This is a genomic window from Kribbella speibonae (assembly GCF_004331375.1).
In the GTDB taxonomy this organism is placed as follows: Bacteria; Actinomycetota; Actinomycetes; order Propionibacteriales; family Kribbellaceae; genus Kribbella; species Kribbella sindirgiensis.
Genome location: NZ_SJKC01000007.1, coordinates 395,366 through 421,038, shown reverse-complemented (window position 1 = coordinate 421,038; position 25,673 = coordinate 395,366). Strand labels below are relative to the sequence as shown.

The window sequence follows — 25,673 nt, the reverse complement described above, 5'->3', positions numbered from 1 at the left end:
ATGACTGATGAGCTCGAGGAAGCGGTCGCGGTCTTCGACGCGGTGCGGCCGCGGCTGATGGGGATCGCGTACCGGATGCTGGGCAGCCACACCGAGGCCGAGGATCTCGTCCAGGAGGTGTGGCTGCGCTGGCAGGCCGCGGACCGCAGTGCGGTCCAGAGCCCGGTTGCGTACCTCTCGACGGCGGTGACCAGGCTCGCGATCAATGCGAGCCAGTCGGCGCGTGCCCGCCGGGAGACGTACATCGGGCCGTGGCTGCCCGAGCCGGTCGACACCAGCGCCGACCCGTACCTCGGCGCCGAGCGCGGGGAGGCGCTGAGCTTCGCGGTGCTCCTCGTGCTCGAACGGCTGTCGCCCACCGAGCGCGCGGCGTACATCCTGCGGGAGGCGTTCGACTACCCGTACGACGAGTTGGCCGCGATGCTGCAGTCGACCGAGGCGGCGGTGCGTCAGCTCGTCAGCCGGGCGCGCAAACGGATCCGGGCGGAACGCCGTACCGAGGTCAGCGGGAGCGAGCAGAAGACGTTGCTGTCGGCCTTCATCGCGGCGGCCCGGTCGGGTGACGTCGCCGTTCTCGAGGAGTTGCTGGCGAAGGACGCGATCAGCTACTCCGACGGCAACGGCGCGCGGCAGGTGTCGAAGTTCCCGGTGGTCGGGTACGAGCGCGTGGCGAAGTACTACCGGGCCTTCCACGAGCACTTCTGGATCGGCGTCGAGGTCGAGTTCGGTACGGCGAACGGCCGCGCCGTCGCGATGCTGCGCCGCGACGGCGGCGACGTGTTCGCGGTCTGCACCGTGACAGCGTCGGACGAGGGGATCGACGAAGTGCTATGGCAGATGAACCCGGCCAAGCTGACCGCGATCGCTTGAGCGGGAGGTGCCTGTGTTCGAGCGAGGCGATCACGCCGTCGTGCACCGGTTCGCGACGGCCTGCCGGGCCGGCAGTGGTGGCGCTCTCCGGAGCCTGCTGGCTGCGGAGGTCGTTGCGATCACCGACGGCGGCGGGCAGGTACCGGCCCGGCTGGAGCCGGTCCGCGGGCCGGCTCAGGTCGCGCGGTGCCTGACCGACCTGCTGCGGCCGGAGCTGGCGCTGACGGTCGAGGCGGTGAACGGCGAGCCGGGCGTCGTACTGCGCGACACCGGGCAGGTGGTCGCAGTGGTCAGCGTACGGGTGACCAGCGCGAAGGTCGCCGCCGTCTGGATCGTCCTGAACCCGGACAAGCTCCGGCACTGGCGCGCTCGGGAATGAACCCCGGTCGGTCTGGTGTTGACGTGTCAACCTAGACTTGGTGCAGCTGAGCGGACAGGAGAGTGCGGAGATGGCCGAGTTGGCCTTTGGATTGGACACGTTCGGGGACATCCCGGTGGACGACAGCGGCGCGCCGGTGACGGCCGCGGCGGCGATCCGGCAGGTCGTGGACGAGGCCGTCCTGGCCGACCAGATCGGGGTGGACGCGATCGCGCTCGGCGAGCACCACCGGCCGGAGTTCTCGATCTCGTCCCCGGAGACGGTGCTGGCCGGTATCGCGACCCGGACCTCGAACATCAAGCTCGGGTCCGGCGTGACGGTGCTGAGTTCGGACGACCCGGTGCGGGTGTTCCAGCGGTTCTCGACGGTCGACGCGTTGTCGAACGGGCGCGCCGAGGTGATCCTCGGGCGCGGATCGTTCACCGAGTCGTTCCCGCTGTTCGGGTACGACCTGGCCGACTACGACGTACTGTTCGAGGAGAAGCTGCAGCTGTTCGTGCAGTTGCTCGACGAGAAGCCGGTGACCTGGGAAGGCACCGTGCGGGCCGCGCTCGACGACATCGAGGTCTACCCGAAGACCGAGTCCGGCCGGCTGAACACGTGGGTCGGCGTCGGGGGATCGCCGCAGTCCGTCGTGCGTACGGCGTACTACGGGTTGCCGCTGATGCTCGCGATCATCGGCGGGTCGCCGGAGCGGTTCGCGCCGTACATCGATCTGTACAAGCGGGCGGCGCAGCAGTTCGGGACCGTCGCGCATCCGGTCGGGATGCACTCACCGGGGTTCGTCGCGGAGACCGACGAGCAGGCGAAGGAGATCTACTACGCGCCGTACAAGGTGATGCGCGACCGGATCGGGGCGTTGCGCGGCTGGCCGCCGCTGAAGCGCGAGGAGTTCGAGTCCGAGGTGCTGCACGGGTCCATGTACGTCGGTTCGCCGGAGACCGTGGCGCGCCGGATCGCGGACGCGGTACAGGCGCTCGGGGTGGAGCGGTTCGACCTGATCTACTCGGGTGGTCCGCTGCCGACCAGCGCGCGGCTGAAGGCGGTCGAGCTGTACGGCACGAAGGTCATCCCGCTGGTCCGCGAGATCCTGGCGTCGTGATGAGGACGATCGGAATTCTTGGTGCAGGGAAGGTCGGGACCGTACTGGCGCGGCTGGCCGTCGCAGCGGGGTACCGCGTGCTGATTGCCGGTTCGGGTGACGTCTCGAAGATCGCCCTGACCGTCGAGGTCCTCACACCCGGAGCCGTGGCCACCACTGCCGCGGAAGCTGCTGCCGATGCGGATGTGGTGATCCTTGCGCTGCCGCTGGGCAAGCACCCGACCGTTCCGGTCGACGCGCTCCGCGGCAAGCTGGTCATCGACGCGATGAACTACTGGTGGGAGGTCGACGGCATCCGCGACGACCTCACCGACCCGCGGACGTCGTCGTCGGAGATCGTTCAGGAGTTCCTTCCGGAGTCCCGCGTCGTGAAGGCCTTCAACCACATGGGTTACCACGACCTCGACGAGGGTGCGCGTCCCGCCGGAGCGCCCGGCCGTAAGGCGATCGCCGTCGCGGGGGACCCTTCCGACGCAGGGCAGGTGTCCCGGATCGTCGACGCGCTCGGGTTCGACCCCGTCCTCGCCGGACCGCTTGCCGAGGGCAAGCGTCTCGAACCGGGGACGGAGCCTTTCGGTGCCAACGTGGACGCTGATGAGCTGCGGGCGATGCTCGCACGGTTCCCGGATACCCTGCGCGGGCAGGAGATCCAGCAGGCTCGGGCCTCCTAGCTCACCAGCTGGAGGGAATCCTCCTGGTTGCGTCGGCTCGCGGCTCGCTCGGCGCCGATGCCGGCGGCGATCACGGCCGCGATGCCGAACGCCTGGAGCGCCGTGGGGGACTGGTGGAGCAGCAGCCAGCCGATCAGCAGGGCCAGCGCCGGCTCCAGGCTCATCAACGTGCCGAAGACGCCTGCATCCAGCCGCCGCAGTGCCAGGTACTCCAGGCTGAACGGGACGACCGGCAGCAGAAGCGCCAGGCCGAAGCCGATCGCCACCAGCTCCCAGGTCATGACCGGGATCGTGGCAGGGCCCGCGACGGCAGTCGCCACCACCGCGGCGACCGGAAGTGAGACACCCATCCCCTGAAGCCCGGTGACGTTGCTGCCCACATGCTGCGTGAGGACGATGTACGCCGCCCAGCACGCAGCGGCACCGAGCGCGAACAGTACGCCGGGACCGTCGACTGCCCCGTGCCACGGCTGCGTCAGGAGCAGTACGCCGGCGAACGCCAACGCCGGCCAGATCAGTCGCCCGCGGCTGCGCAGTACGGCGACCGACAGCGGACCGAGGAACTCGAGCGCACTCGCCGTACCGAGTGGCAGGCGCGCCGCGGCGGCCATGAACAGCAAGGTCACGCCCGCGGTCGCGACACCGAGACCGACCGCGGCCAGGAACGCGTTGCGATCGAACGAACTCGGCCGCGGACGGAACAGCACCAGCACGATCAGGCCCGCACACACCAGCCGCAGCCAGGCAGCGCCCTCCGGCCCGACCCGGTCGAACAGCCCGACCGAAGCGGCCAGTCCCAGCTGGACCATCGTCATCGACAGGACCGCGAAGGCGATCCCGGTCTCCCGTGTGCGCATGCCCTCCAGTGAAGCTCGCCGTTCCGTTCGCGTCCACGTGAGAATCCTGGACATATCGTTCATGATTGATGAATGGACGTACGCCGTCTCGAACTCCTGCTCACCCTGTCCCGGCTCGGCTCGATGCACGCCGTCTCGGAGGTCCTCGGCGTCACCACGTCCACCGTCTCGCAGCAGATCGCGGCACTCGCCAAGGAAGTGGGTACGCCGCTGCTCGAGCCCGACGGCCGCCGCGTCCGACTCACCCCGGCAGGACGGCGGCTCGCCAATCACGCCGTACAGATCCTTGCCGCCCACGAGGCCGCCCGCGCCGACCTCGACCCCTCGGCCGAACCAGCCGGAACCGTCCGCGTCGCCGCCTTCCACACCGCCATCAGCGACACCCTGCTACCCGTCGTCCACCAACTACCGCCCGCGGTCCGCCTGGAAATCCAGGAACAGGAACCACCCGACGCCGTCGCGATGCTGGAGCGCGACCAGGTCGACGTGGCGCTGACGTACGACTACAACCTCGCACCCGCGACCCTCGACGCGTCCCTCGAAGCGACCCCACTCTGGGAATCGAGCTGGAGCCTGGCCGTGCCGTCCCGCTCCCGGCGCGTCCGAGGTACGGCGGTCGACGTCATCGCCCCCTTCGCCGACACCGACTGGATCGTGAACTCCCGCCACACCGCCGACGAGAAGGTAGTCCGCACCCTCGCCGCCCTGGCCGGTTTCCACCCCCGAATCACCCAACGCGCCGACAGCCTCCAACTCGTCCAGGAAATGATCACCGCCGGCCTAGGCATCGCCCTGATGCCCGCCACCTACCCGAAAACCACAGGCATCTCGCTGCGCCGCCTCCGCGACCCCGAGCCGCGCATGCGCGCCTACGCCCTCACCCGCCGCGGCCGCACCAACTGGCCGCCGCTGTCCCTTCTCCAGGGCCTCCTGTTGGCCCATAGTCAGTGAGCTCACGCGCCGAAGAACTGGGCGACCATTTCGGCGCGGCTGGTGACGTCTAGTTTGGCGAAGATTCGGCGCATGTGGGTCGAGACGGTCCATGGGCTGATTTCCAGGGAGCTGGCGATCGCGCGGTTTGTGGAGCCGTCCGCGACCAGGCGGGCGATCTGGAGTTCGCGGGGGCTGAGCGTGTGCCGGGGGACCTGGGACGAGACCACCAGGACGCACCGGACGTTGTCGTGTTCGAGCATCACCGACACACCGCTGTCGGTGGTCGTCGTCTCGACGGCGTACAGCTCGACGTGATCGAGCATCGCCTGCAAGGCGGCCACGATGCAGGCCCGCAGAGCTCCGTCGTCGGTCGCGTCCCCCGGACCCGTGTCGCGCGCCGGCGGCGAATGCGCGTAGGTTCCGGAGTCCCGGATCGACGCAGGTGTGACGGTAGCGGTCATCGTTCCTCCCCCTCGAGCTGCACCGGCCGTTCGCCGCAAGGAAACCGCCGGATCTCTCCATGGTGATCCCTTCGCCGCGATACCGGTACCGGGTCGCCTCGAATCGGCCGGGTCAATGTCCACAGCAATGTCGCGGACATCCGCACTGCGGCCGCCCATCCGGCGATGTCGAGCGTCTCGTCGGGCCCGTGCGCGTTCCCTCCCGGAGGCCCGAATCCCAGTAACAGCGGGCGAATCCGCAACGCGCGGGCCAGTACGCCGACCGCCGGGATCGTGCCGCCGGACCGGACATAGACCGGTGGGCGGCCGTGTACCGCGACGCAGGCTGCATCAACCGCTTGACGTACGAGGCGATCCGGCGTCAGGTCGAGCGCCGGTGTTCCACGGGTGAAGTGCAGTTGTACGCGCGCACCTCGCGGACCACATCGCAGGAGCAGACCGCGCGCACGACGTACGACGTCGGCTGGATCGGAGTGTGGTGGCAGCCGCAGGTCGAGTACGGCGGACGCTTGCGACGGCAGCGATGCGCCGCCGGTGCCGGCGACGAGTCGGGTGACGCCGATCGATCCGTGCAGGGTGATCCGTTCGTCCAGGTCCGCGCCGAGTGTCGCGCGACCGCGGGCGGATCGTCTGACGGCGGTGTCGGTCCGCACGACAGCAGTGGATGAGATCGGTACGGACGTGACGAAGAGTTGGTCGCGCAGTGTCCGCAGCGCGTCGGCGAGGACGAGGCTGGGGTCGACCACCGCGCCGCCGAGTCGGCCGGCGTGTACCGCCGTACCGCCGGTGTCGACCGTCAGCGTGGCCGCGAGCCGACCACGCTGGCTGATCGTCACGGTCGGCGTGCCGTCGTCGTACCGCTCGGTGTCGGAGACGATCACCGCCATCGGCCGGAGCTGCCGCGCGATCTCGTCGATGACACCGGCGAACCCGGTGCTGCCGACCTCCTCGGCGCCCTCGGCGATCACGATCACCTCGGCCGGAAGCAAACCCGGCCAGGCGTCCAACGCACACAGGTGCGCGAACAGCTGACCCTTGTCGTCGTTGGCGCCGCGCGCGTAGATAACCCCGTCACGAATCACCGGACGGAACGGGTGCGACGACCATCCAGGTCCAGCCGGCTGTACGTCGTAGTGCCCGTAGATCACCACCTGCCGGGCACCCGGTGCGGCGGGCCAGCGCGCGACGACGACATCTCGTCCTTGGGGCGTCGGCCGCAGATCCACCATCGCGCCACGCGCACGCTGCCAGGACGCGAGCCAGCGTGCCGCCCGGCGAACGTCCGCCGTACGGCGTGGATCCGCGCTGACCGAGGGGATGGCGAGCCAGTCCAGGAGATCGGTCAGGCGTCGTGCCTGCCGCTGCTCGGCAGCGGCAAGCACCTTCGGCAGGATCATCGCTCAATCACGAACGCGTCCGGGCCGGCACACCGCCCTGGCCGCCGCGATACGTACCGAGGCCGCCGCGTTGCGGGTAGATCGGTCCGCCGGGCCGGGCGGCCGGCATCTGGGACGGTGAGCGTTCGCTGTACCGCGCGGCGATACCGGCCTGCCCCAGCTGCTCCCACGGCATGACGCGATCGGTTCCGGTACGCCGGGCGAGGCTCATCGCCTGCGCCGACGTCAGCCACTCCTCGGCCGGTTCGGCGATCTCCATCAGCAGCGTCTCGAACTGACCGCGCCCGGTCTCCATCACGTGATTGCCGGACAGCCAGCGCAGTACCTCGCGGCCGTTCACGGCCATCCGCTGCCGCGGACTGCTCTGCAGGCGTACGTCGAAGTACCTGATCAGGACCTCGTCCACGACGTCCCACGCGTTCGCGGCGCCGAACAGATCCTTGACGTCCTCGGAGCCGAGGATCGCGAAACACTCCTCGAGCAGGTTCATGACCTCGACCCGGAGAACGTTCAGGTGACCGTACGAGGTGAACTTCAGGTTGTTCCGCAGATCGAGGCCGGCCCGGCGCACGACCGCGATCGAGCCGAAGCTCGGATCGAGCGCACGTTCTCTGATGACGTCACTTATACGTTTGTCTCTCCAGAACAGCGTGACCTGGTTGACGAAATGCGAGAACAGCATGTGGAAGTCCGTGTTCGGCCGGCTCTGCCCGGCGCCGAGACCGCGCCCGTAGCCGAGCACCCGGCGGTACGCCGCTGTCCGGTCCTTGGCGGTGTAGCGCAGCACATCGCGACGGTCGAACTGGTAGAGCCGGTACGCGCCCTCGCCACCCGACAGCCGGATCGCGCCACCCTCGAACAGCTGCTTGAGCCGCTGCACGACCTTGAAGACGCCGATCCGCTCGTGCTGGTAGATGTAGTACAGATCGCCGACCGCGACGACCCGCTCGGAGTTGACGTTCTCGTCGTACTCCGCGACACCCTGCGAAACCTTGACGTCGCCGAACTTCTGCGCCGCATCAGGCCCGACACCGACCAGCTGGGCCAGCCCCCGATCCGGCGGCTGCGGCCCCGCGGCATCCGCCTCCCGCGCAGCCGTCACCAGCTCGTCAAGCTGCCGATTGATCTCCTCCGCCAACGCCGGATTGGAAACCAAACTCCCCGACAACCGCTCAGCCACCTGACTCCGCAGAGCCTGCATCCGATCCAGCAAGTTCTGATAATCCCGCTCGGACAGCATGTCAGCGCTCCTCTCCGTGCGTGCCGGATGGGCCGTCGTTCCGCGAGGCCAGGAGCGTGATCAGCAGCCCCTGGACCTCAGGTTCGTTTCTGATCTGATGGACGCGGGTTTCGAGGTCGCCCATCTGCCGCGCGGTGAGCCGGCGCACCGCCTCCAGACGCGCTTCGGCCTCGGGCGACAGACGAACCCGGCGTCCGGTGCCGCTCTGCCCATCGGGTGCGTTCGCAGACGTCGCAGCCTCCGTGCCATGGCCGTTGGGTGACAGGTCCGCGTCGTCCTCGTCCTCGATCCAGTCCCGTGGGAACTCGAACTCGTCGGCGTCGTCGACCTGCGGCGGGATCGGGGCGGCCGGCGACTGCGGGGCGAACCGCTGGTTCGACGGGATGCTGCCCCAGGCGTCCGGTACGTCGTCGACGATCGTGCCGTCGAGGTCGTCCGCCCGCCGCAGCTTCGGCCAAGTGGTGACAGCGGGCCCTGCGACGACGCGGCCGAGCTCACCGTCCAGCACCGCGATCGGGACCGCACTCGCCGCGATCAGCAGGCCGCCGGGGTTGCCGTTGACGAGCCGTTGCACATCCTCCGGCAGTTCGTTGATCTGGAAGATGGCTGACAGGTGGTCGTCGTCCGCGCTCGCACTGCCCTGCAGCGGGAGCAGGAAATCGTCCAGCGATGTGCCGTCCCCGACGACCAGAGCCGGGACATAGGTCGGCTGCAGGTTCAGGCCTCGTACTTCGACCCGCACGAACTCCGGCCGGGCTTGGAACCGGGCCACCGACAGATCCAGCAGGACCGCGCCGGCGTACCGGCCGATGCGCAGGGCCTTCGCGGTCAGGTTCTCCACCAGGCCGCAGAGCGCGGAGGCAGCGATCTTGACGCGTCCGGAGTACATGCCAGGGGGGAGCGGCGTGTAGCAGCCGAGTGGAATGCAGCTGGTCCGGTTGCGCGAGCCGCAGTGGCAGCCGTTCGCACAACCCGGCCCGGCGCACGGGACGAGGCGCTGCACGAGCTCGCTCCGGAGTGTGAGCATGAGCTCCTTCACAGTCGGCGTGAACGTCGACACGAGCCCGTCGCGACCGGTGTCGCGGATGATGTTCGGGCCGTCCTGGGTGACGAAGACGCGCAGCCACTGCACGAGGTCGTCGAGGGTCAGGCCGTTCGTGCGGTCGAGCACCACCGTCTGCCGCTCCGCACCGGACACCAGGACCGAGTCGAGGACGGCTTCGAACTCGTCGACCTGCTCGGCGGTCGCGGCGAGCAGGCGGCTGATCTGGACCAGGTCGGTGCCGAGGAATCCCGCGCCGTTGCCGAGCGTGAAGCCGATCCGGCGGTTCGTCCACGAGTTCTGCAGGTCGACGACCAGATCGACGAGGGTCCAGAAGCTGGTCCGCTGCTTCTCCTCGTCGACTGTGTTGACGTGGTTGTCGTCGAGACCGAAGCGGTCCCGGAGTGCACCGAGCTGGCCGGGAATGGTGTCCGGGTCGGTCCCCGGCGACACCGCCGGCACGGTCGGCACCTGGCCGTTCGCGACACCCCGCGATCCATTCCGCCAGGCAACGCGGTTGGCGTCGTCGTCCCTGAGCACACCGAGCGGGACGCCGGCGGAGGGCTCCGCCGACGGGTCGAAACCGGTCAGCACGCTGAAGGTGGAGTCGACCAGCGCTACCCGCGGGCCGCCTTCGCGGCCGAACTCGGTGACGATTCGGCGGACCGAGTCGCGGACCAGGGTTCGGTAGGCCTCGCAGTCCTGGGGGTCGGCGTCGGTGCGGAGGGGTTTGAGGCTCTCGAGCATCGTGGTGATCTGGGCGTGGGCGGCCTTCGCGCGTAGGTACAGGGAGGCTTGGCCGCCGGTTACGCCGCCGAGGTCGGCTTGGACGGCGACGCCGCGGGGGACGTACTTCGCGACCACGTGGTCCTCGAAGGTCGACAGTTCGAAGGAGGCCGAGAGGGCGGCAGTGAAGGCCTGGGGGTCCTGGACGCGGGGGCGCCAGCCCAGGACGTCGCGGATGGCGGCGCTCACCGTCGGGGCCTGGTCGCCGGTGCCGGAGCTGGTCGCTGGGCGGCCGACCGAGTCCGTGGTCATCAGCGGGAAGGCCTGGTCGACCTCGACGACCGGGAGTCCTGGCTGCAAGTTGTCTGTGGTCACGACGACCTCCTGGTATTCGTCCCGGCTCCCGTCAGGGACAGCCCGGTGACGAGCTCATGCCACGCGTCGGCGATCGCGTGATCGGCGGCGGCGAGCGGTTCTTCACAGCGTTCTAGGCTTTGTTCGACGCACGACCACCAGGACGGCCAGAGGCCACCCCGGCGTCTGGTGGAGCCGCGCAGTCGTGAGACTGCGTCGTGGGCGCGTAGGTCGCGCCAGTAGATGAGGCTTGCTTCCCGCAGCAGCCGGTCGACGGCCGGCAGTTCGACTTCCGCCGAGGTGTCCCCGGCGCCGGTTGCTTCGGCCAGGCGGGCTTGGAGTTCGACGGTGAGTTGGGCGATGTGTTCGGCGGCGGCTAGGTCGCTTTCGAGTGGCTGGTCGTCGTTGGCAGTCAGGACGAGTTCGGCGACCGCGAGCCACAGTGCGTGCAGTGCCTCGTGCATCGCCGTACGGCGGTCTGCGATGGTCATGGCCGTCACCGCCTGGCCAGTTGGATGTAGAAGTTGCGCATCAACAGGTCCGGGGCTGCGCGGTGCTGGTCGAGGGCGGAGCGGACCGCGCCGATCAGGAAGCGTTCGGGGACGACACCGGGGTCGACGCCCTTGGCGAGCCGGGCGCCGGCCTCGTCGATCATCGCCTGGTGCCGCGGCTCGAAGAAGATCACCTCGCGCAGCGACTTGTTGCCAAGGCCTTTGAAGCGGGTTTCGCAGACGGCGTCGACGACCGCGGGGATCGCGGTCCGGGCGGTGGCCAGCAGCTTGGGCGGCATCGTCGACTCGCGCGGCGCCGGGTAGAGCTGCGTCCAGGCGCGGCTGAACTCCGCGGCCCGTTCCGGGAATCCCATCCGGCGCAACAGCTCGCAGGACAGGAACGTCCGCAGGTACGGCGTCGGGTGCACCGACCGTGGCGTGTACCCGAAGCTCTGCGCCGGTGCCCGCCCGATCACGTCCATCAACGACGCAACGAACGCCTCGCCGCCCAGCAAGCAGCCGACCATGTCGCCGAAGATCTCCCGGTTCCACCGGACCCAGATCGCAACGATCGGTGCTGGTACGCCGGCCGCGCGCAGCCGGCGCTCGATCGACGCGGGGACGGCCTGCTCGAGTTGCAGCTCGTTCTGCAGGTTGTGCGACACCTCGTGCAGGATCGCGCCGATGGTCCACGGGTTCACGAGCCGGTGGTACGGCAACTGCACCAGCGGGAACGGGTTCAGTTGCCGCCCGAGCCGGCGCAGCGGGATGCCGCGCCGGAACGTCGCCGGCGAGAACCCGGTGCGCATGTAGCAGAACGGCGGCGGCGCGGGAATGGAGCGCTCGTTGCCGAGGTGCATGAACACGTGCTGGTAGCAGTCGAGGGTGATCCGGTCGCAGGCGTCCAGCCATTCGCCGAACGCGCTCTGCCGTTGCCCGAACAGCTCGAAGTAGAAGTCCCACACCCGTTCCGTCGCGCGGACCAGGTCGTGCGCCTGCGTCTTCAGGTCGAGCGCGAGTCCGACCCGGTGCGGCGACGGCTGGGTCTGGGCGGCGTCGGCGGCGCGGTCGAGCCGCTCGACGATGGTGGTGAGCGGGCCGCGAAGCGTTGCCAGCAAGGCGTTCACGGCCTGTACGTGTCCTTCGCTCGGCCGCGCGGGTTGCCCGCCGAACTCGTCGCGCCGGAAATCGCGGAGCGCTGTCACGTGCCGCCGTACGTTCAGTGCCTGGCCCGAGAGGTACGCCGGGAGCACGTCACGCCGGCCACGCGCCGCAGCGGGGCGGGCGATGGGCGTCGCGGTCGCCTCACCTTCGAACCAGGGCAGCGACGGCAGCCATGACAGCCAGGAGGACGTCGGCGCCGGAGCTGATGGCGCGGGTGTAGTCGGTGGTGTGGTCGGGGCGGGTGGCGGGGGAGTGGTGCCCCCGAGCGCCGCGATCCGGGTGCGGAACGCGGCCATGTCGAAGTTCGGGTCGATCTTGCGGCCTGGCGGATCGGCGACTTCCTTGTGGCCGAGTACGACGTTCGTGCTGAGCCCGAAGTGGTCGATGAGCACCCGGCACAGCTGGGCGAATGCCTCCACCTGCACCTCGGGCCAGGTCGCGTCGGTACCGGTCGCCTCGGCCTCGATCCCGATCGAGTGGCTGTTGCCCCACGACGGATCCCGGACGGTGCCGGCGTGGTTGCACCGGCCGGCCGCGATCACGTACACCTTGCCCGACCTCGACAGGCCGAAGTGCGACAACGGCCCGCTCAGGTCCGGCCGCCCGTTGATCAGGGTGTCCAGCGACGGCATGTCCGCGGTCCGGTTCAGCGTCGCCGTGTGGTGGCAGACCACCGCGCGGACATCGCTCATCTCGCCCCGCCCGCGGGTCTGCCAGCCGGGTACCTCGATGACCTCGAGGCTGGTCTTACGGGCGACGCCCGCGAGATCCGTCAGATACGGCATCGTCCCTCCCCACCAAGGCCTTGGACCGGTCAGCGGCGGGCCCGGCGTCGCCGCACGGGCCGCGCAGTCCCGTTCGCGCCGCGGACCCGGCGGGCGCCGGCAGGTGTTCCGGCCGCTGTTCCAGCCGATGTCCGGCGACGGCGGTAGCGGCGGTCGAACGTGTTCACCGCACGCATCGCGCGGTTGCGTTCGGGCGCGCGGCGGAACATCCGGCCCGCGATCCGGGTCATCGTCGAGATCGCCGTCTCGGGGGAGACCGGGCGTCCGGACGAGGCCTGGTCCGCGAGGCTCTGCGCGGTGCGCTGCAGGATGACGGGCATCGCCGTCACGTACTTGCGGGTCGCCGGGTTCCGCCGCAGCCGCCGGCCGAGTGCCGACGTACCGCGGATCAATGCCGGCGCGTTGCGGGCCAAGACTCCCGCGGCGCGCGGGATCAGCTTGGACGCAAGCGGAACGAGCGCGCCGAGGAACGCCTCGGCCTCGGCCTCGCTGGACGTCGACGCCGCCTTCGAGGACAGGTGCGCCATCAGCTCGGCGTCCGGGTAGATCCGCCGGACCGGGTTGACGAACGCCTCGTCCTCGTACTCCTCCTCGGCCTCGTCCTCGGTTTCCGCTTCGGCCTCGAACTCGAACTCGGCTTCGTACTCGCCGTCGCCGCCGAGCAGCCCGCCCAGGGCCTTGCCGATGCCGCCGAGACCGCCGATCGCGCCGAGGAAGTCCTCGTCCTCGTCTTCGGCCTCGAATTCGAGCTCGTCCTCCAGTTCGGTCTCGAGCTCGAGTTCGTCCTCGAACTCGTCCTCCATCTCGAACTCGCCCTGGATGTCGGGGTAGCTGCGATTCAGCGCGGATGCCATGGTCGTTGTCCCTCCCACTCGGGTTGCTACGTGCTGGCTCGTGCTCAACGGCGGGAGCGGCCGCCGGCGCTGGTCGGACGTCCTGCGGGTACGGCGCCGCGCGGCACCTTCACGTCGCTGACCACGCGGACCACCCGGGCGGGCCGGCCGCCCTTCGGCGGGATCCGCACTGGGGTCGTGATCCGCACAAGTCCCGGACGCGGCCGTGGCACTCGTCCGGTGCCGACGGTCCGGTTACGAAGCGGCTGACGGCGTACGGTCAGCCCGCGCGCTCGTCCTGAACCGGTACGGCGCGGCCGACCGTTCGCACGTGCCCGGCCGTACCCGCGCTGCCCACGGCGCCCGCGGTAACGCCGACGGCTCCGGCTGAGTCCGCGCGCGTGCCTCCGCAGTACTGCCTGCCGCACGCGACCCGGCGTCAGCGCCTGGGTGGTCGCGGCGCCCATCACCTGACCGAGCTCGACCGGGCCGACCGGCTCACCGTTGGCGATCCGCCGCGCGACGGTCCGGGCCGCGCCGTCGGCGATCCCCGGTACCAGCCGCACCGCGGGCCGGGTGTTCCGGTTGCCGTGCAGCATCCGGGTGATCGTGGACGCGCCGCGCAGCAGGTACGGCAGCAACCGCTCCAGCTCACGCCGGTCGTCCGCGTTGATTCCGGCGTACGCCGCCGCGCCGCCGAGGGCCTCCGCCTCGGCCTCGGACTCGGTGGCTGCTGCCTGCGCCGCGAGGTACTCGCCGAACGCCTGCGAGGGCGCGAGCGGCGTCGACGCCATCTCCTCGAACTCGGCCTCGACCTCCTCCTCGAACTCACCCTCGAGCTGTGAGGTGACGGCCCGGGCGACGGCCCCGGCGGCCGGGCCGCCGATCGCGGTCGCGACCAACGGGCCGGCGGTCTTGGCGAGCGTGCGGAGGAACGGCGCGGCCTTCTTGAAGGCGCCTTTCAGCCGCCCCAAGAACTCTTCGGCCTCGAACTCCTCCTCGCCCTCGTCCTCCCACTCGTACTCCCCGTCACCACCGCCGCCGAGCAGGCCGCCGGCGACCTTGGCGATCGGGCCGAGCAGACCGAGGAACGCCTCGTCCTCGTACTCGTCCTCGCCTTCGTCCTCCCACTCCTCCTCGCCGAGCAGTCCGCCGATCGCGTTGACCACTCCGCCGAGACCGGGGAGGAAGTCCTCGTCCTCCCACTCCTCCTCGAACTCGGACTCGCCCTCGATCTCGTCTTCCCACTCGGCTTCGTCCTCGGTCTCGTACTCCGACTCCCACTCGGACTCGTACTCGACCTCGTCCTCGAAATCCGTGGCCCGACGCGCCATGGTGGCCCTCCTCGCTCGGCCGGGACAGCTTGCCGTTCCATGGCAGCCCGGATCGGGCCGGCGGGTCAGTCACCTCTCGGGGTGACGCACAACGGTGTTCCACCACCCGTGCGACCCGAACCGAAGTACCTCATCCGCGTGACGCGGCGCTCCTCACTCGACCAGCTTGCCGTCGGTTTCGACGTGGCGCATCAGTGGCCGGAGCTCGTCGGGGATCGCTGGGATCGGCTCCTTCTCGATTGCGTCCGGACCGGACCAGACGAGGTTGACCTGGAGGGATTCGTCGAGTTCCGGGAAGTCCGAGCGGTTGTGGCAGCCGCGCGTCTCCCGCCGTACCAGGGCCGCGTCGAGGGTTGCCCGGGCTGCCAGCGCCGACGCCTTCAGGTCGAACGCGTGGGCGAGGTCCTGGAAGCCGGCGATGTCCGGATGGACGCCGACCTGCGTGATCCGTTCCTCGACCTCGGTCAGTTCCGCGATCCCGGCTCGCAGCCCGTCCTCGTCGCGAACGACACCGGCCCGCGCCGTCATCGTGTCGCGGAGCGCGCGCTGCAGGGCGCGGACGTTCTCCGGACCGTCGTTCGTCAGCAGCTGGTCGATCTCCGCGCGCGCCTCGCCGACCACGTCGGCCGAACGCCGCTGGGCCTCGCGGCCGATCGAGTACTTCGCGGCTTCCTCGGCGACGATCCGGCCGAAGACCAGCAGCTCGATCAGCGAGTTGCCGCCGAGCCGGTTCGCGCCGTGCAGCCCGCTCGCGGCCTCGCCGATCGCCCACAGACCGTCGACGCCGGTGCCGTGGTCCTCGGGACGCACCCAGACGCCGCCCATCGAGTAGTGCGCGGTCGGCGCGATCTCGATCGGCTGCTTGGTGATGTCGAGCATCTGCAGTTCGAGCAGCGTCTGGTACACCCGCGGCAGCCGCCGCATGATCGTCTCGCGGGGGAGGTGTGACACGTCCAGCCAGACACCGCCGTTCGGCGTACCGCGACCCTGGGCGATCTCGGTGTACTCCGCGAGCGCGACCCGGTCCCGGGTGGACAGCTCCATCCGCTCGGCGTCGTACCGGGCCATGAACCGCTCGCCGAGCGCGTTGCGCAGCTGGCCGCCCTCACCACGCGCCGCCTCGGAGACGAGCGTGCCCGCCGCGTTCTCGGGTTCGATCAGCCCGGACGGGTGGAACTGGACGAGCTCGGGGTCGCGCAGCTTCCCGCCCGCGAGGACAGCGAGCCGGAACGCGTCGCCGGTGTTCTCGTCGCGACGGGATGACGTACGGCGCCAGATCCGGGTGTGACCGCCCGCGGCCAGGATCACCGCGTCGGCGTGGATCACGTAGCGCCGGCCGGTCGTCAGGTCGAAACCGTAGGCGCCGAAGACCGCGTTGTCCTTCACCAGGATCCGGGTCACGTACACCGTGTCCAGGATCGGTACGCCGAGCTGGACCGCCCGGTTGATCAACGTGCGCTGGATCTCCAGCCCGGTGTAGTCGCCGGCGAACGCGGTCCGGCGGTACGTGTGCGCGCCGAAGAACCGCTGCGAGATGCGGCCGTCGGCCTCGCGCGCGAACGGCATACCCCACCGCTCGAGGTCCTCGATCCCGCGCGCGGCGCCCTGGGCGACGATCTGCACGGTGACCGGGTTCGCGAGCAGGTAGCTCTCCTGGAGCGTGTCGGCCGCGTGCTGCTGCCAGGTGTCCTGGTCGTCCATGGTGGCGAGCGCCGCGTTGATACCGCCGGCGGCCAGCGAGGTGTGCGCGTCGGAGCGCGGGCGTTTGCCGAGAGCAAGGACGTCCACCCCCTGTTCGGCCAGCTCGATCGCCGCCCGGAGCCCGGCGCCCCCGGTCCCGATCACCAGGACCGACGTGGCGATCTGCTGCTCGGCGATACTCATCTGTTCTCCTTCGCTGGCTGTGAACGTCTCACCTACTAGGACACCGCAGCGTCCCGAGGTGTGACTGTCTCGCCGGTCACAACCTCGCTGTCTGTCCGGTCTCACTCGGTAGACCTGAGGAAAGGAGACCCTCATGAGTGAGAATCCGGTCGTCGTCCTGGTGCACGGCGCGTTCGCCGAGTCGGCCAGCTGGAACGGCGTCGTCGAACGGCTGCAGGCACGGTCGATCGAAACGGTCGCGGTGGCCAACCCGCTGCGCAGCCTCGAAGGTGACGCGCAGTACGTCCGCGACGTCATCGCCGGTATCGGGAAGCCTGTGGTCCTGGTCGCGCATTCGTACGGCGGCATGGTGATCACGCAGGCCGCGGCCGAGAACGACGCGGTCACTGCGCTCGTCTACGTCTGCGCCTTCGCACCGGACCACGGCGAGAACGCGTTCCAGTTGTCACTGCAGTTCCCGGGCAGCACGCTCGGCGACGCGCTGAACGCGTACCCGGTCAGCACCGGCGGCAACGAGCTGGCGATCCGCAAGGACGTGTTCCGTCAGCAGTTCTGCGCCGACGTACCCGCCGATCAGGCCGCGCTGATGGCCGCGACCCAGCGTCCGGCCACCGAGGCCGCACTGACCGGCGTTCTGCCCACCTCGACACCGGCGTGGAAGACGATCCCGTCCTGGTTCGTGTTCAGCGACCAGGACCTGAACATCCCGGTGGCGCTGCACCGGTTCTTCGCCGAGCGGGCGGGCGCGAAGGACACACGCGAGATCGCCGGCGCCTCGCACGCCCTCAGCGTCTCGCAGCCGGAAGCGGTCACCACCACGATCCTGGAGGCCATGGGCGCCTGACCACGCACCAGACCACGCACCCGACCACGGGGTTTCCAGGGCGCGAACCCCGTGGTCGGCGGCCGACGCTGAAGGTGTTCCCCAGCGTCAGGAGGCCGGATCGTGAGTACGGCGGGGTTGGACGAGTTCCTGCAGGCACGGCCGCGGTTGTTCCGGATCGCGTTCCGGATCGCCGGCGATCGGCACGACGCGGAGGAACTGGTCCAAGATGTCTGGGTGCGCTGGCAGCGGACGGACCGGTCGGCGGTCGCGGATCCGCAGGCGTTTCTCGCGACGGTGGCGTCGCGGCTCGCGATCAATCTCGTGCAGTCGGCGCACCGGCGGCACGAGACGGCAGTCGGTCCGTGGCTGCCGGACGAGCGGGCCGCGGCCGGGCCTGATCCGCAGGTGAACGCCGAGAACCAGGAGGCGTATGCGCGCGCCGTACAGCTGCTGACCGATCGTCTCTCGCCGGCCGAGCGGGCGACGTACGTACTGCGGGAAGGCTTCGGCTACCCCTACCGCCAGATCGCGGAGACGCTCCGGATCGGTACGCCGAACGCACGGCAACTCGTCAAGCGGGCACGCAACCGGCTGGCCCAGGCGGTCTGATCGCAGTTCCGTTACCGAACGGTCCTGTACCCGTATCACTGTTCCCACGTAGCCTCTGTCGAGGGGGTGGGAGCGATGCGCGGCACAGCGCCGGAGCTGCGGGGGCGACGGGCGGAATGCGGACGCCTGGACCATGTCGTGGCTGGTGTGCGCTCCGGCACGGGGCAGGTGCTGATCGTCCGCGGCGAGGCCGGAATCGGGAAGTCGGCGCTGCTCGAGTACCTCGTCGGACGGGCCGAGGGCTGTCGCGTCGCGCGCGCGTCCGGTGTCGAGTCGGAGATGGAACTCCCGTTCGCCGGCTTGCACCAGTTGTGCCTCCCGTTGCTGGACCTCCGCGACCGGTTGCCGGGTCCGCAACGCGCGGCGCTGGAGGTCGCGTTCGGTGTGAGTGGCGGTGGTCCGCCGGATCGGTTCCTGATCGGTGCGGCGACGCTGAGTCTGCTGTCGGCGGCTGCGGATCTGGAGCCGCTGCTGTGCGTCGTCGACGACGCACAATGGCTGGACCAGGCGTCGATCCAGACGCTGACCTTCGTCGGGCGCCGGCTGTTCGCCGACCGCATCGGCGTGGTGTTCTCGCTGCGCGAGCCGGTGACGGGGCCGGACTGGCGCGGGTTCCCGGAGCTACCGATCGGCGGTCTCGCCGACGAGTACGCCGGTTCGCTGCTGGACTCCGTCGTACCGGGACGGCTGGACGGTCACGTCCGCGACCGGATCGTGGCCGAGACCCGTGGCAACCCGCTCGCGTTGATCGAGTTGCCGCGCGGACTGACCGCAGTGCAACTGGCCGGCGGATTCGAGCGGCCGGACGCCCGGCCGCTGGCCAGCCAGATCGAGCAGAACTTCGCGCGCCGGGTGACGGCCCTGCCGCCGGACACACAGCGACTGCTGCTGACCGCGGCCGCCGAGCCCGTCGGCGACGTACCGCTGCTGGTTCGTGCCTTGACCGTTCTCGACGTGCCGATGAGTACGGCGGCCCCGGCGGAAGCAGCCGGGTTGATCGATATCGCTGCTCGCGTTCGGTTCCGGCACCCGCTCGTCCGGTCGGCGACGTACCGGGCCGCGGATCCGGCCGATCGGCGCGCCGTCCACCAGGCGCTGGCCGCGGCGATCGACCCACAGCTCGATCCCGATCGCCGCGCCTGGCACCGGGCCCAGGGCGCCGACGGTCCGGACGAAGCCGTTGCCGCCGAGCTGGTGAGTTCGGCCGGCCGGGCGCAACGCCGGGGCGGTATGGCGGCCTCCGCCGCCTTCCTGCAGCGCGCGACGGAGCTGACGCCGGACCCGGCCACGCGCTCGATCCGCGCGCTCGCCGCTGCGCAGGCGAGCCTCGCGGCGGGCGCCTTCGATACCGCGGTGCGGCTGCTCAACACGGCCGGCGAAGGACCCGTGAACGGTCTGCACCAGGCGCACGTGAACCTGATGCGCGCGCAGCTGACGTTCGCCTCCGGCCACAGCGTCGAAGCTCCACCGCTGCTCCTCGAAGCGGCCCGGCGGCTCGAACCGCTCGACCTCGGCCTCGCGCGTGACACCTATCTGAGCGCCCTCGCTGCCGCCCAGTTCGCCGGGCGATTCGGCCAGGACACCGGGATCGCGTACATCGCCCGCGCCGCGCAGACCGTGCCGCGACTCGAGGAACCACGCAAGCACGACGTGCTCTACGACGCGGTCACCACCCTGTTCGCCGACGGCGCCGCGCCCGCGGTGCCACCGGCGCGCAGGGCGATGCATGCCTTCAGCACCGGGCCGGATGCGGACCTTCCGTGGCTCTGGCAGGCGGCGTCGCTGGCCGTCAACCTGTGGGACGAAGAGAACTGGGACCGCCTCACCGCCCGGCTGGAGCGGATCGCCAGGGACGCCGGAAACCTCAACGAGCTGCCGCTGGTCCTGCACCACCGCGCCGTGCTGTACACCCTGATCGGCGAGTTCTCGACCGTCGCCGCGATGCTCGCCGAGATCAAGACGATCGGTGACGCGACCGGTGTCGGCCTGGGACCGTACGGCGACATCTTCCTGGCCGCGTTCCGTGGCCGGCACGACCACGCGCAGCCGTTGATCGCCACCAGCCTCGAGGAATCCCTGAGCCGAGGCGAAGGCGGTGCGGTATCGAACGCGCACCTGACCAAGGCGATCCTGCTCAACGGGCTCGCGCAGTACCCGACGGCGTTGGAGTCCGCGCTGGCCGCCACGGCGTACCCGGAGGAGCGTGGCGTGTCGGTCCTGGCGCTGGCCGAGGTGATCGAGGCGGCGGCCCGTGCCGGCCGGCCCTACGCGGCGGCCGAGGCGCACGAACGGCTCCGCGACTCCGCGGAGCCGAACGGGACCGATTGGGGTCTCGGGATCCTGGCCCGGGCGACCGGTTTGCGGTCGACGGGCAGTGCGGCGGAGACGGCGTACCAGGAGGGGATCCAGCGACTCAGCCGGACGCGGGTGCGGATGGATCTGGCCCGGACGCATCTGGTGTACGGCGAGTGGCTGCGCCGCGAAGGGCGTCGTCAGGACGCGCGCGGGCAGCTGCGGATGGGGTACAAGTTGTTCTCGGCGGCGGGCGCGGGCGCCTTCGGGGAGCGCGCGGCCCGGGAGCTCGCGGCCACGGGCGAGGTGGTGGACGAGCGTCGTACCGCGGACAGTTCGGGCCGGGACTCGTTGACCGCGCAGGAGGCGCACATCGCCGAGCTGGCCGGCGCGGGGCTGACCAACGCCGAGATCGGTGCGCAGATGTTCCTCAGTCAGCACACTGTCGAGTGGCATCTGCGGAAGGTCTTCGCCAAGCTGGGCATCACGTCCCGGAAACAGCTTCGCCGCTAGCGATGTCACATCCGTCCGGGCCGAGGTGTCTTACTTTCGAGAGTCGACGGACGGAGAGTGCAGTGCGCAGGATCTTGGTGGTGGGCGGCGGGTATGCCGGGTTCTACACGGCGTGGAGGCTGGAGAAGAAGCTGCGGCGCGGTGAGGCCGAGGTGATCGTCGTCGACCCGCGGCCGTACATGACGTACCAGCCGTTCCTGCCCGAGGTGGTCGCCGGCTCCGTGGAGGCCCGGCACGCGGCGGTGTCGCTGCGCCGGAACCTGAAGCACACGAAGCTCGTGGCCGGCATGGTCACCGGTATCTCGCACGCGGACAAGACGGTGACGATCCACCCGGCCGACGGGCCCGACTACCAGTTGACGTACGACGTGATCGCGGTGACCGCCGGTGCGGTGACGCGGACGTTCGACGTACCTGGCGTGGCCGAGCGGGCGATCGGGATGAAGCACGTCGAGGAAGCCGTGGCGATCCGCGACCGGTTGTTCACCGCCTTCGACGAGGCGGCCGGGCTGGAACCGGGGCCGCGGCGGCGCAAGCTGCTGACCGTCACGTTCGTGGGCGGCGGATTCTCCGGCGTCGAAGGGTTCGCCGAGCTGCTGTCGCTGGCCCGGTCGCTGCTGAAGAAGTACCCGGAGCTGTCCGAGGACGATCTCGCGTTCCACCTGGTCGAGGCGACCGGGCGGATCCTGCCCGAGGTGACGGACAAGCCCGGCGAGTGGGTGGTGAAGATGCTCGAGAAGCGCGGCGCGGCCGTGCACCTGAACACCTTTATGCAGTCGGCCGACGACGGGCACGTGGTGCTGTCGGACGGGACGGAGTTCGACTCGGAGCTGATCGTGTGGACCGCGGGCAACGCCGCGACCCGGCTGCTGCGCAACCACACCGATCTGCCGCACAACGAGCGCGGGCTGGTCCAGGTGCGGGCGGATCTGCGGATCGGCACCGAGACCGAGGTGATCCCGGACGCGTGGGCCGCAGGCGACGACGCAGCGGTCCCGGATCTCGCCTCAGGCAAGGGCTACACCGTCCCCAACGCGCAGAACGCCGTACGGCAGGGCAAGGTGCTGGCGAAGAACCTGCTGCGTTCGCTGCGTGGGCGGGCACCGAAGAACTACGTGCACCACAGCCTCGGCGTGATCGCGACGCTCGGTCTCGGGAGCGGGATCTTCCAGTACAAGCGGCTCGTGATCAAGGGTCTGCTGGCCTGGCTGATGCACCGCGGCTACCACGTGCTCGCGGTCCCGACGTGGGACCGGAAGATGCGGGTGCTGTCGATCTGGCTGGTGGCGTTCTTCTACGGCCGCGACATCGTGTCGCTGGCGTCCGTGCAGAGCCCGCGCGAGGCGTTCGCGAGCGAAGCCAAGAAGACCGAGGCGGCCGTGCGGGTCAGCTGATGCAGGGTCAGCTGATGCGGGCCAGGCGACCGTCCTGCTGGACCCGGATCGTCGTCTTGCGGGTGCCGACGGTCAGGTCGACGAAGAACATGCCGCTGACGGTTCGGGTCTTGTAGGTGACGGCCTCGGTCGAGCCGGCCGGGACGATCGCGGACAGGATGGTCGCGGTCGTCCCGTTGCGGTTGAACTTGACCACGGGCGCCGGCTGGCGGTGGAAGATGTCGGGGTAGTACCAGCCCTGGACCGGGTCCTGCTGCCCCTGGACGACGGTGAGGCCGTCGGCGGCCGGCTGCTGCTGGTATGGGATCTGCAGCAGGTACGTCTTGGACTTGGTGCCGCTGGCGACGGCGGTCGTCGGCGACTGGACCGTCACCTTCTGATCGGGTGCGAGGTGCCACAGCGTCTCGTACCGCTGCGTGTCGGTCGCCTGGCCGCGGTCGAGCGTGATGATCAGGTCGGGGTCTTTGAGCACGAGTACGTCGCGTTTCCGGGTCACGCCCGGCGCCGGGGAATCAGCGAGCGAGTACGACTCCCAGGTCGGTGTGATCGACGCGCGGACCAGCTGCGTCGCCACGCTCGCGGTGTCCGCCGACGGGATGGTCATCACGTTGTGCGCGGCCTGACTCTTCGACCATGCCTGCCATTTGTCGAGCTGGTACCCGGAGTGCCCGGGGTCGATCAGCACGTCCCGTCCGTGCGACGCGTAGGTGATCGACATGTGGTCGTCATGACCGTGCAGCGTCCGCGCGGCGCCGTACCGGATGCTGTACGTCGACTCCTGCGTGAACGGCCGCGTCTCGCCCCACCCGGTCCGGCCGAAGACGTAGCCGGCGTCGAAGACCGCGACCCGCTTGGACGGCCTCGTCCCCTTCTTCCCGAGCGACGCGACGTAGTCGAGCGCGGTCCCAGCCGCACCGACCGGCTTCTGCCGTACGGCGTCCCCGACCTGCGGCAGCTCACCCGTGGACTTGGTCGCGAGCGCCAGCCATTCCGACAGGGCGGCCCGCCGCTGGGCGATCACCGGTCCGGGGTTCGACCCGCACCGCTGCAGGGCGGTCGTCGCGCGGCCCCACAACAGGTAGTTGAACATCGCGTACCCGACCGACTGCTCGTTCGTGGAGCCCTGTGTGTCGATCGCCTTCGTGATCGCCTCGGACAGCCGATTCACGGCCAGGGCCTTCAGCTCCGGCCGCTTCAGCGTGCACCCGACGCCGAACAGGGCGATGCTCTCGTCGGTCCCGTGGTTCGACGGGCCGCTCCAGTTCACGATCATGAACTGGGCGTGGTCGATCAGCGCTGTGTCGAGCCAGGCGTACTGGGTGGGCAGCTTGGTGACCTTCAGGGCGGTGAGGACGGCCTGGCGGGCGCACAGCAGCACGTTGGTCCGGTGCATCGTGGCCTCCCACGCACCGACATCGCCCTTCCAGGTGTACGGATTGTCCTGCACCCAGTCGTGGATGATCGCCATCGAGTGGTTCAGCGCCTTACGGTCGCCCTTCGCGCCCGCCTCGATGCCCTTGCCCAGCCAGCGCAGCGAGTGCAGCCACATGTACCAGCTCGGCTTCTGATACGGGTTCGACCGCCAGTTGATGTCGCCGTTCCCGTTGCCGACCTTGTACGGCGGGTCGTCGCCCCAGGAGAACGTGTCGGTCATCAGCATCGGCAGCGGAAGCTGGATACCGCTGTAACCGGGGCACTCGTACGTGCCGGTGTTCACGACCGGGGTCGACGGCGGGGGAGTGGCCGGGGTGTCGACGCCCGGCAGTGGCTCTTCGCTCGAGGTCGAGTCCGGGACGCTCGGTTTCGGGGTGGGGCGCGGGCTGGGGGCCGACGGCGTCGGCGATCCGGTGGCGACCGGCGCCGTACCATGGTCGCGGGCACCTGGCATCAGCACGAAGACGGCACCGGCAAAGGCGAGACCGCAGACCAGCACGCAGACAAGCGTCAGCGCGACGGTCCTGCCCCACCGCCTCGTCGGCTGCGACACTCGCCCCCCTCTCCAACCACTAGACGCTCCGCATCACCCGATTCGTTGCGTCCAGCTACTGAGAGGAAAGGTACCTGCAAGGGTGAGGAGCCTTCATCCCGCCGAGGGTACGAGGGCCCGGGTGCGGCGGCCGAAGGCGGTGACGCAGAGGCCGGCGATGCTCGCGGCGGCGGCGACGAGCGCGCAGGTGACGAAACCGCCGGCGAGGTCGTGCGCGGTGCCGAGGAGCGGGCCGAACGTCGCGACGCCGATCGCCGCGCCGATCTGCCGGGACGTGTTGAACGCGGCCGAGGCGGCGCCGTGCAGGCCGGGTTCGACCGCGGCGATGGACTGGGCGGTCATGGTCGGAACGAGCAGACCGGAGCTGAACCCCATCGGGATCAGCGCGAGCACCATCGGCCAGACCGCGGACGACGTACTGGCCCAGGCGAGTGCCAGCAGCGCCAGCGTCAGGACCGCCTGCCCGATCGCGAGCACCGCCGGCCGGCCGAGGCGGCGGGTGAGTGGCGCGGAGCCGAGGTTGGCGATCGAGATCAGGCCGGTCAACGGCAGGAACAGCAGCCCGGTGACGAGTGCGCTGAGATGGCGGCCCTGCTGGAGCAGCAGGCTCATCGAGAACAGCACGCCGTAGAAGGCGAAGTTCAGCAGCGTTCCTTGCAGCGCGGCGGTCGCGAAGCCGCGTTCGGCGTACAGCTTGAGTGGAAGCAGCGGCGCCCGGACGGAACGCTCGACCACGACGAAGGCGACGAGGCCGGCGACGGTCAGCGCGACCGCGCCGAGCACCGCGGGATCACGCCAGCCGCGCGTCGGCGCCTCGATCAACGCGAACACCAGCCCCCCGATGAACGTAGTTGCTGTTGCCATACCGGCCAGGTCGAGTCGCCGGGTACGCCTCACGACAGCCGGCATCGAGCGCAGGGCCCAGAGCGCGGCCGGGATGCCGATCACCACGTTGACCGCGAAGACGGCGCGCCAGTTCGCGAGCGCGACGAGACCGCCGCCGAGCAGCGGACCGGCCGCCATCCCGGCGCCGCCGGCCGCGGCCCACCAGCTGACCAGGCGATGGCGCGCGTGTTCGTCGGTCGCGGACGCGGTCGCGAGGACGAGCGCGCTGGGGAGCAGGAGCGCGGAGCCCGCGCCCTGGACGAGCCGGGCGAGGTTCAGCATCAGCATCGAGCCGGCCACCGCGCAGACCGCCGACGACAGTGTGAACACGAGCAGTCCGGTGAGGAACGCGCGCTTCGCGCCGAGCGTGTCGGCGATCGCGCCGGCGCCGAGCATCAGCGCGGCGAACGACAAGGTGTAGGCGTTCAGCGACCACTCGAGCTCGGCGCGGGACGCGTTCAGGTGGGTCGCGAGTTGGGCGAGGGTGACGTTCACGATCGTGCTGTCGACGAAGACCATGAACGAGGCGATCAGCGCGAGCGCGACGACCGACCGGCGGTGCTCCAGAGGCATACCGCCCACCCTACGTCGCTGTTCGATGTACGTCGAACAATATCTCGGTCGGCGGGACCCGTTGACCTCCC

21 protein-coding genes are annotated in these 25,673 nt (G+C 70.0%); 9 read left to right on the top strand and 12 right to left on the bottom strand.

The features are described from left to right. From E0H92_RS38675 to E0H92_RS38660, 4 genes are all read left to right on the top strand, one after another. Positions 1 to 870 (top strand): RNA polymerase sigma-70 factor, encoded by an 870-nt coding sequence (locus E0H92_RS38675; protein WP_131461072.1) that lies wholly within the window; start codon positions 1 to 3, stop codon positions 868 to 870. Between the two features lie 13 nt (positions 871 to 883). Next, positions 884 to 1,249 carry a sigma-70 family RNA polymerase sigma factor family protein gene (locus E0H92_RS38670; RefSeq protein ID WP_131461073.1) on the top strand — a complete coding sequence of 122 codons (366 nt, stop codon included), beginning with the start codon at positions 884 to 886 and terminating at the stop codon, positions 1,247 to 1,249. A gap of 70 nt (positions 1,250 to 1,319) precedes the next feature. Beyond that, positions 1,320 to 2,351 carry an LLM class flavin-dependent oxidoreductase gene (locus E0H92_RS38665; protein WP_131499779.1) on the top strand — a complete coding sequence of 344 codons (1,032 nt, stop codon included), beginning with the start codon at positions 1,320 to 1,322 and terminating at the stop codon, positions 2,349 to 2,351. Then, complete coding sequence (locus E0H92_RS38660; RefSeq protein WP_131499855.1) at positions 2,351 to 3,022, top strand: NADPH-dependent F420 reductase; 672 nt, start codon at positions 2,351 to 2,353, stop codon at positions 3,020 to 3,022. Before E0H92_RS38665 ends, E0H92_RS38660 begins: the two co-directional genes overlap by 1 nt. Here E0H92_RS38660 and E0H92_RS38655 read toward each other — a convergent pair. Then, complete coding sequence (locus E0H92_RS38655; protein WP_202874043.1) at positions 3,019 to 3,879, bottom strand: EamA family transporter; 861 nt, start codon at positions 3,877 to 3,879, stop codon at positions 3,019 to 3,021. The genes E0H92_RS38660 and E0H92_RS38655 overlap by 4 nt on opposite strands. Positions 3,880 to 3,951: 72 nt before the next feature. Here E0H92_RS38655 and E0H92_RS38650 point away from each other — a divergent pair, with 72 nt between their 5' ends. Continuing rightward, positions 3,952 to 4,830 carry a LysR family transcriptional regulator gene (locus tag E0H92_RS38650; RefSeq protein ID WP_131499778.1) on the top strand — a complete coding sequence of 293 codons (879 nt, stop codon included), beginning with the start codon at positions 3,952 to 3,954 and terminating at the stop codon, positions 4,828 to 4,830. A 2-nt stretch (positions 4,831 to 4,832) separates the two neighbouring features. Here E0H92_RS38650 and E0H92_RS38645 read toward each other — a convergent pair whose 3' ends face one another. From E0H92_RS38645 to E0H92_RS38605, 9 genes are all read right to left on the bottom strand, one after another. Continuing rightward, complete coding sequence (locus tag E0H92_RS38645) at positions 4,833 to 5,273, bottom strand: response regulator transcription factor (RefSeq protein WP_202874042.1); 441 nt, start codon at positions 5,271 to 5,273, stop codon at positions 4,833 to 4,835. After that, on the bottom strand, positions 5,270 to 6,670 hold the full coding sequence (locus E0H92_RS38640) for a M20/M25/M40 family metallo-hydrolase (protein ID WP_131499777.1): 1,401 nt from the start codon (positions 6,668 to 6,670) through the stop codon (positions 5,270 to 5,272). The genes E0H92_RS38645 and E0H92_RS38640 overlap by 4 nt, the downstream gene beginning before the upstream one ends. A 7-nt stretch (positions 6,671 to 6,677) precedes the next feature. Continuing rightward, the gene (locus E0H92_RS38635; protein WP_131461080.1) at positions 6,678 to 7,910 is read right to left on the bottom strand and encodes a hypothetical protein; all 1,233 of its coding nucleotides are present in this window, start codon (positions 7,908 to 7,910) and stop codon (positions 6,678 to 6,680) included. Position 7,911: 1 nt separating this feature from the next. Continuing rightward, positions 7,912 to 10,053 (bottom strand): hypothetical protein, encoded by a 2,142-nt coding sequence (locus E0H92_RS38630; protein ID WP_131499776.1) that lies wholly within the window; start codon positions 10,051 to 10,053, stop codon positions 7,912 to 7,914. Beyond that, the gene (locus E0H92_RS38625; RefSeq protein ID WP_131461082.1) at positions 10,050 to 10,523 is read right to left on the bottom strand and encodes a hypothetical protein; all 474 of its coding nucleotides are present in this window, start codon (positions 10,521 to 10,523) and stop codon (positions 10,050 to 10,052) included. Before E0H92_RS38625 ends, E0H92_RS38630 begins: the two co-directional genes overlap by 4 nt. A gap of 5 nt (positions 10,524 to 10,528) precedes the next feature. Continuing rightward, the gene (locus E0H92_RS38620; protein WP_131499775.1) at positions 10,529 to 12,472 is read right to left on the bottom strand and encodes an N-acetylmuramoyl-L-alanine amidase; all 1,944 of its coding nucleotides are present in this window, start codon (positions 12,470 to 12,472) and stop codon (positions 10,529 to 10,531) included. A 29-nt stretch (positions 12,473 to 12,501) separates the two neighbouring features. Beyond that, the gene (locus E0H92_RS38615) at positions 12,502 to 13,326 is read right to left on the bottom strand and encodes a hypothetical protein (RefSeq protein WP_131499774.1); all 825 of its coding nucleotides are present in this window, start codon (positions 13,324 to 13,326) and stop codon (positions 12,502 to 12,504) included. Positions 13,327 to 13,370: 44 nt separating this feature from the next. Further along, positions 13,371 to 14,639 carry a hypothetical protein gene (locus E0H92_RS38610; RefSeq protein ID WP_131499773.1) on the bottom strand — a complete coding sequence of 423 codons (1,269 nt, stop codon included), beginning with the start codon at positions 14,637 to 14,639 and terminating at the stop codon, positions 13,371 to 13,373. Between the two features lie 153 nt (positions 14,640 to 14,792). Next, positions 14,793 to 16,523 carry an L-aspartate oxidase gene (locus tag E0H92_RS38605; protein WP_131461086.1) on the bottom strand — a complete coding sequence of 577 codons (1,731 nt, stop codon included), beginning with the start codon at positions 16,521 to 16,523 and terminating at the stop codon, positions 14,793 to 14,795. Between the two features lie 133 nt (positions 16,524 to 16,656). Here E0H92_RS38605 and E0H92_RS38600 point away from each other — a divergent pair, with 133 nt between their 5' ends. From E0H92_RS38600 to E0H92_RS38585, 4 genes are all read left to right on the top strand, one after another. Further along, positions 16,657 to 17,367 carry an alpha/beta fold hydrolase gene (locus tag E0H92_RS38600; protein WP_131499772.1) on the top strand — a complete coding sequence of 237 codons (711 nt, stop codon included), beginning with the start codon at positions 16,657 to 16,659 and terminating at the stop codon, positions 17,365 to 17,367. Between the two features lie 102 nt (positions 17,368 to 17,469). Continuing rightward, the gene (locus E0H92_RS38595; protein ID WP_202874041.1) at positions 17,470 to 17,958 is read left to right on the top strand and encodes a sigma-70 family RNA polymerase sigma factor; all 489 of its coding nucleotides are present in this window, start codon (positions 17,470 to 17,472) and stop codon (positions 17,956 to 17,958) included. 75 nt (positions 17,959 to 18,033) lie between these two features. Continuing rightward, on the top strand, positions 18,034 to 20,763 hold the full coding sequence (locus tag E0H92_RS38590) for an ATP-binding protein (RefSeq protein ID WP_131499770.1): 2,730 nt from the start codon (positions 18,034 to 18,036) through the stop codon (positions 20,761 to 20,763). 62 nt (positions 20,764 to 20,825) lie between these two features. Continuing rightward, positions 20,826 to 22,157, top strand: a complete 1,332-nt coding sequence (locus E0H92_RS38585; RefSeq protein WP_131461090.1) for an NAD(P)/FAD-dependent oxidoreductase — start codon at positions 20,826 to 20,828, stop codon at positions 22,155 to 22,157. A gap of 7 nt (positions 22,158 to 22,164) precedes the next feature. On the opposite strand, the gene E0H92_RS38580 is transcribed toward E0H92_RS38585, so the two are convergent. Both E0H92_RS38580 and E0H92_RS38575 read right to left on the bottom strand, forming a co-directional pair. Then, complete coding sequence (locus E0H92_RS38580; protein ID WP_238173786.1) at positions 22,165 to 24,144, bottom strand: heparinase II/III domain-containing protein; 1,980 nt, start codon at positions 24,142 to 24,144, stop codon at positions 22,165 to 22,167. Between the two features lie 93 nt (positions 24,145 to 24,237). Beyond that, positions 24,238 to 25,602: an MFS transporter gene (locus tag E0H92_RS38575; RefSeq protein WP_165550230.1), complete on the bottom strand. Its 1,365-nt coding sequence runs from the start codon at positions 25,600 to 25,602 to the stop codon at positions 24,238 to 24,240. Positions 25,603 to 25,673 lie beyond the last annotated feature (71 nt).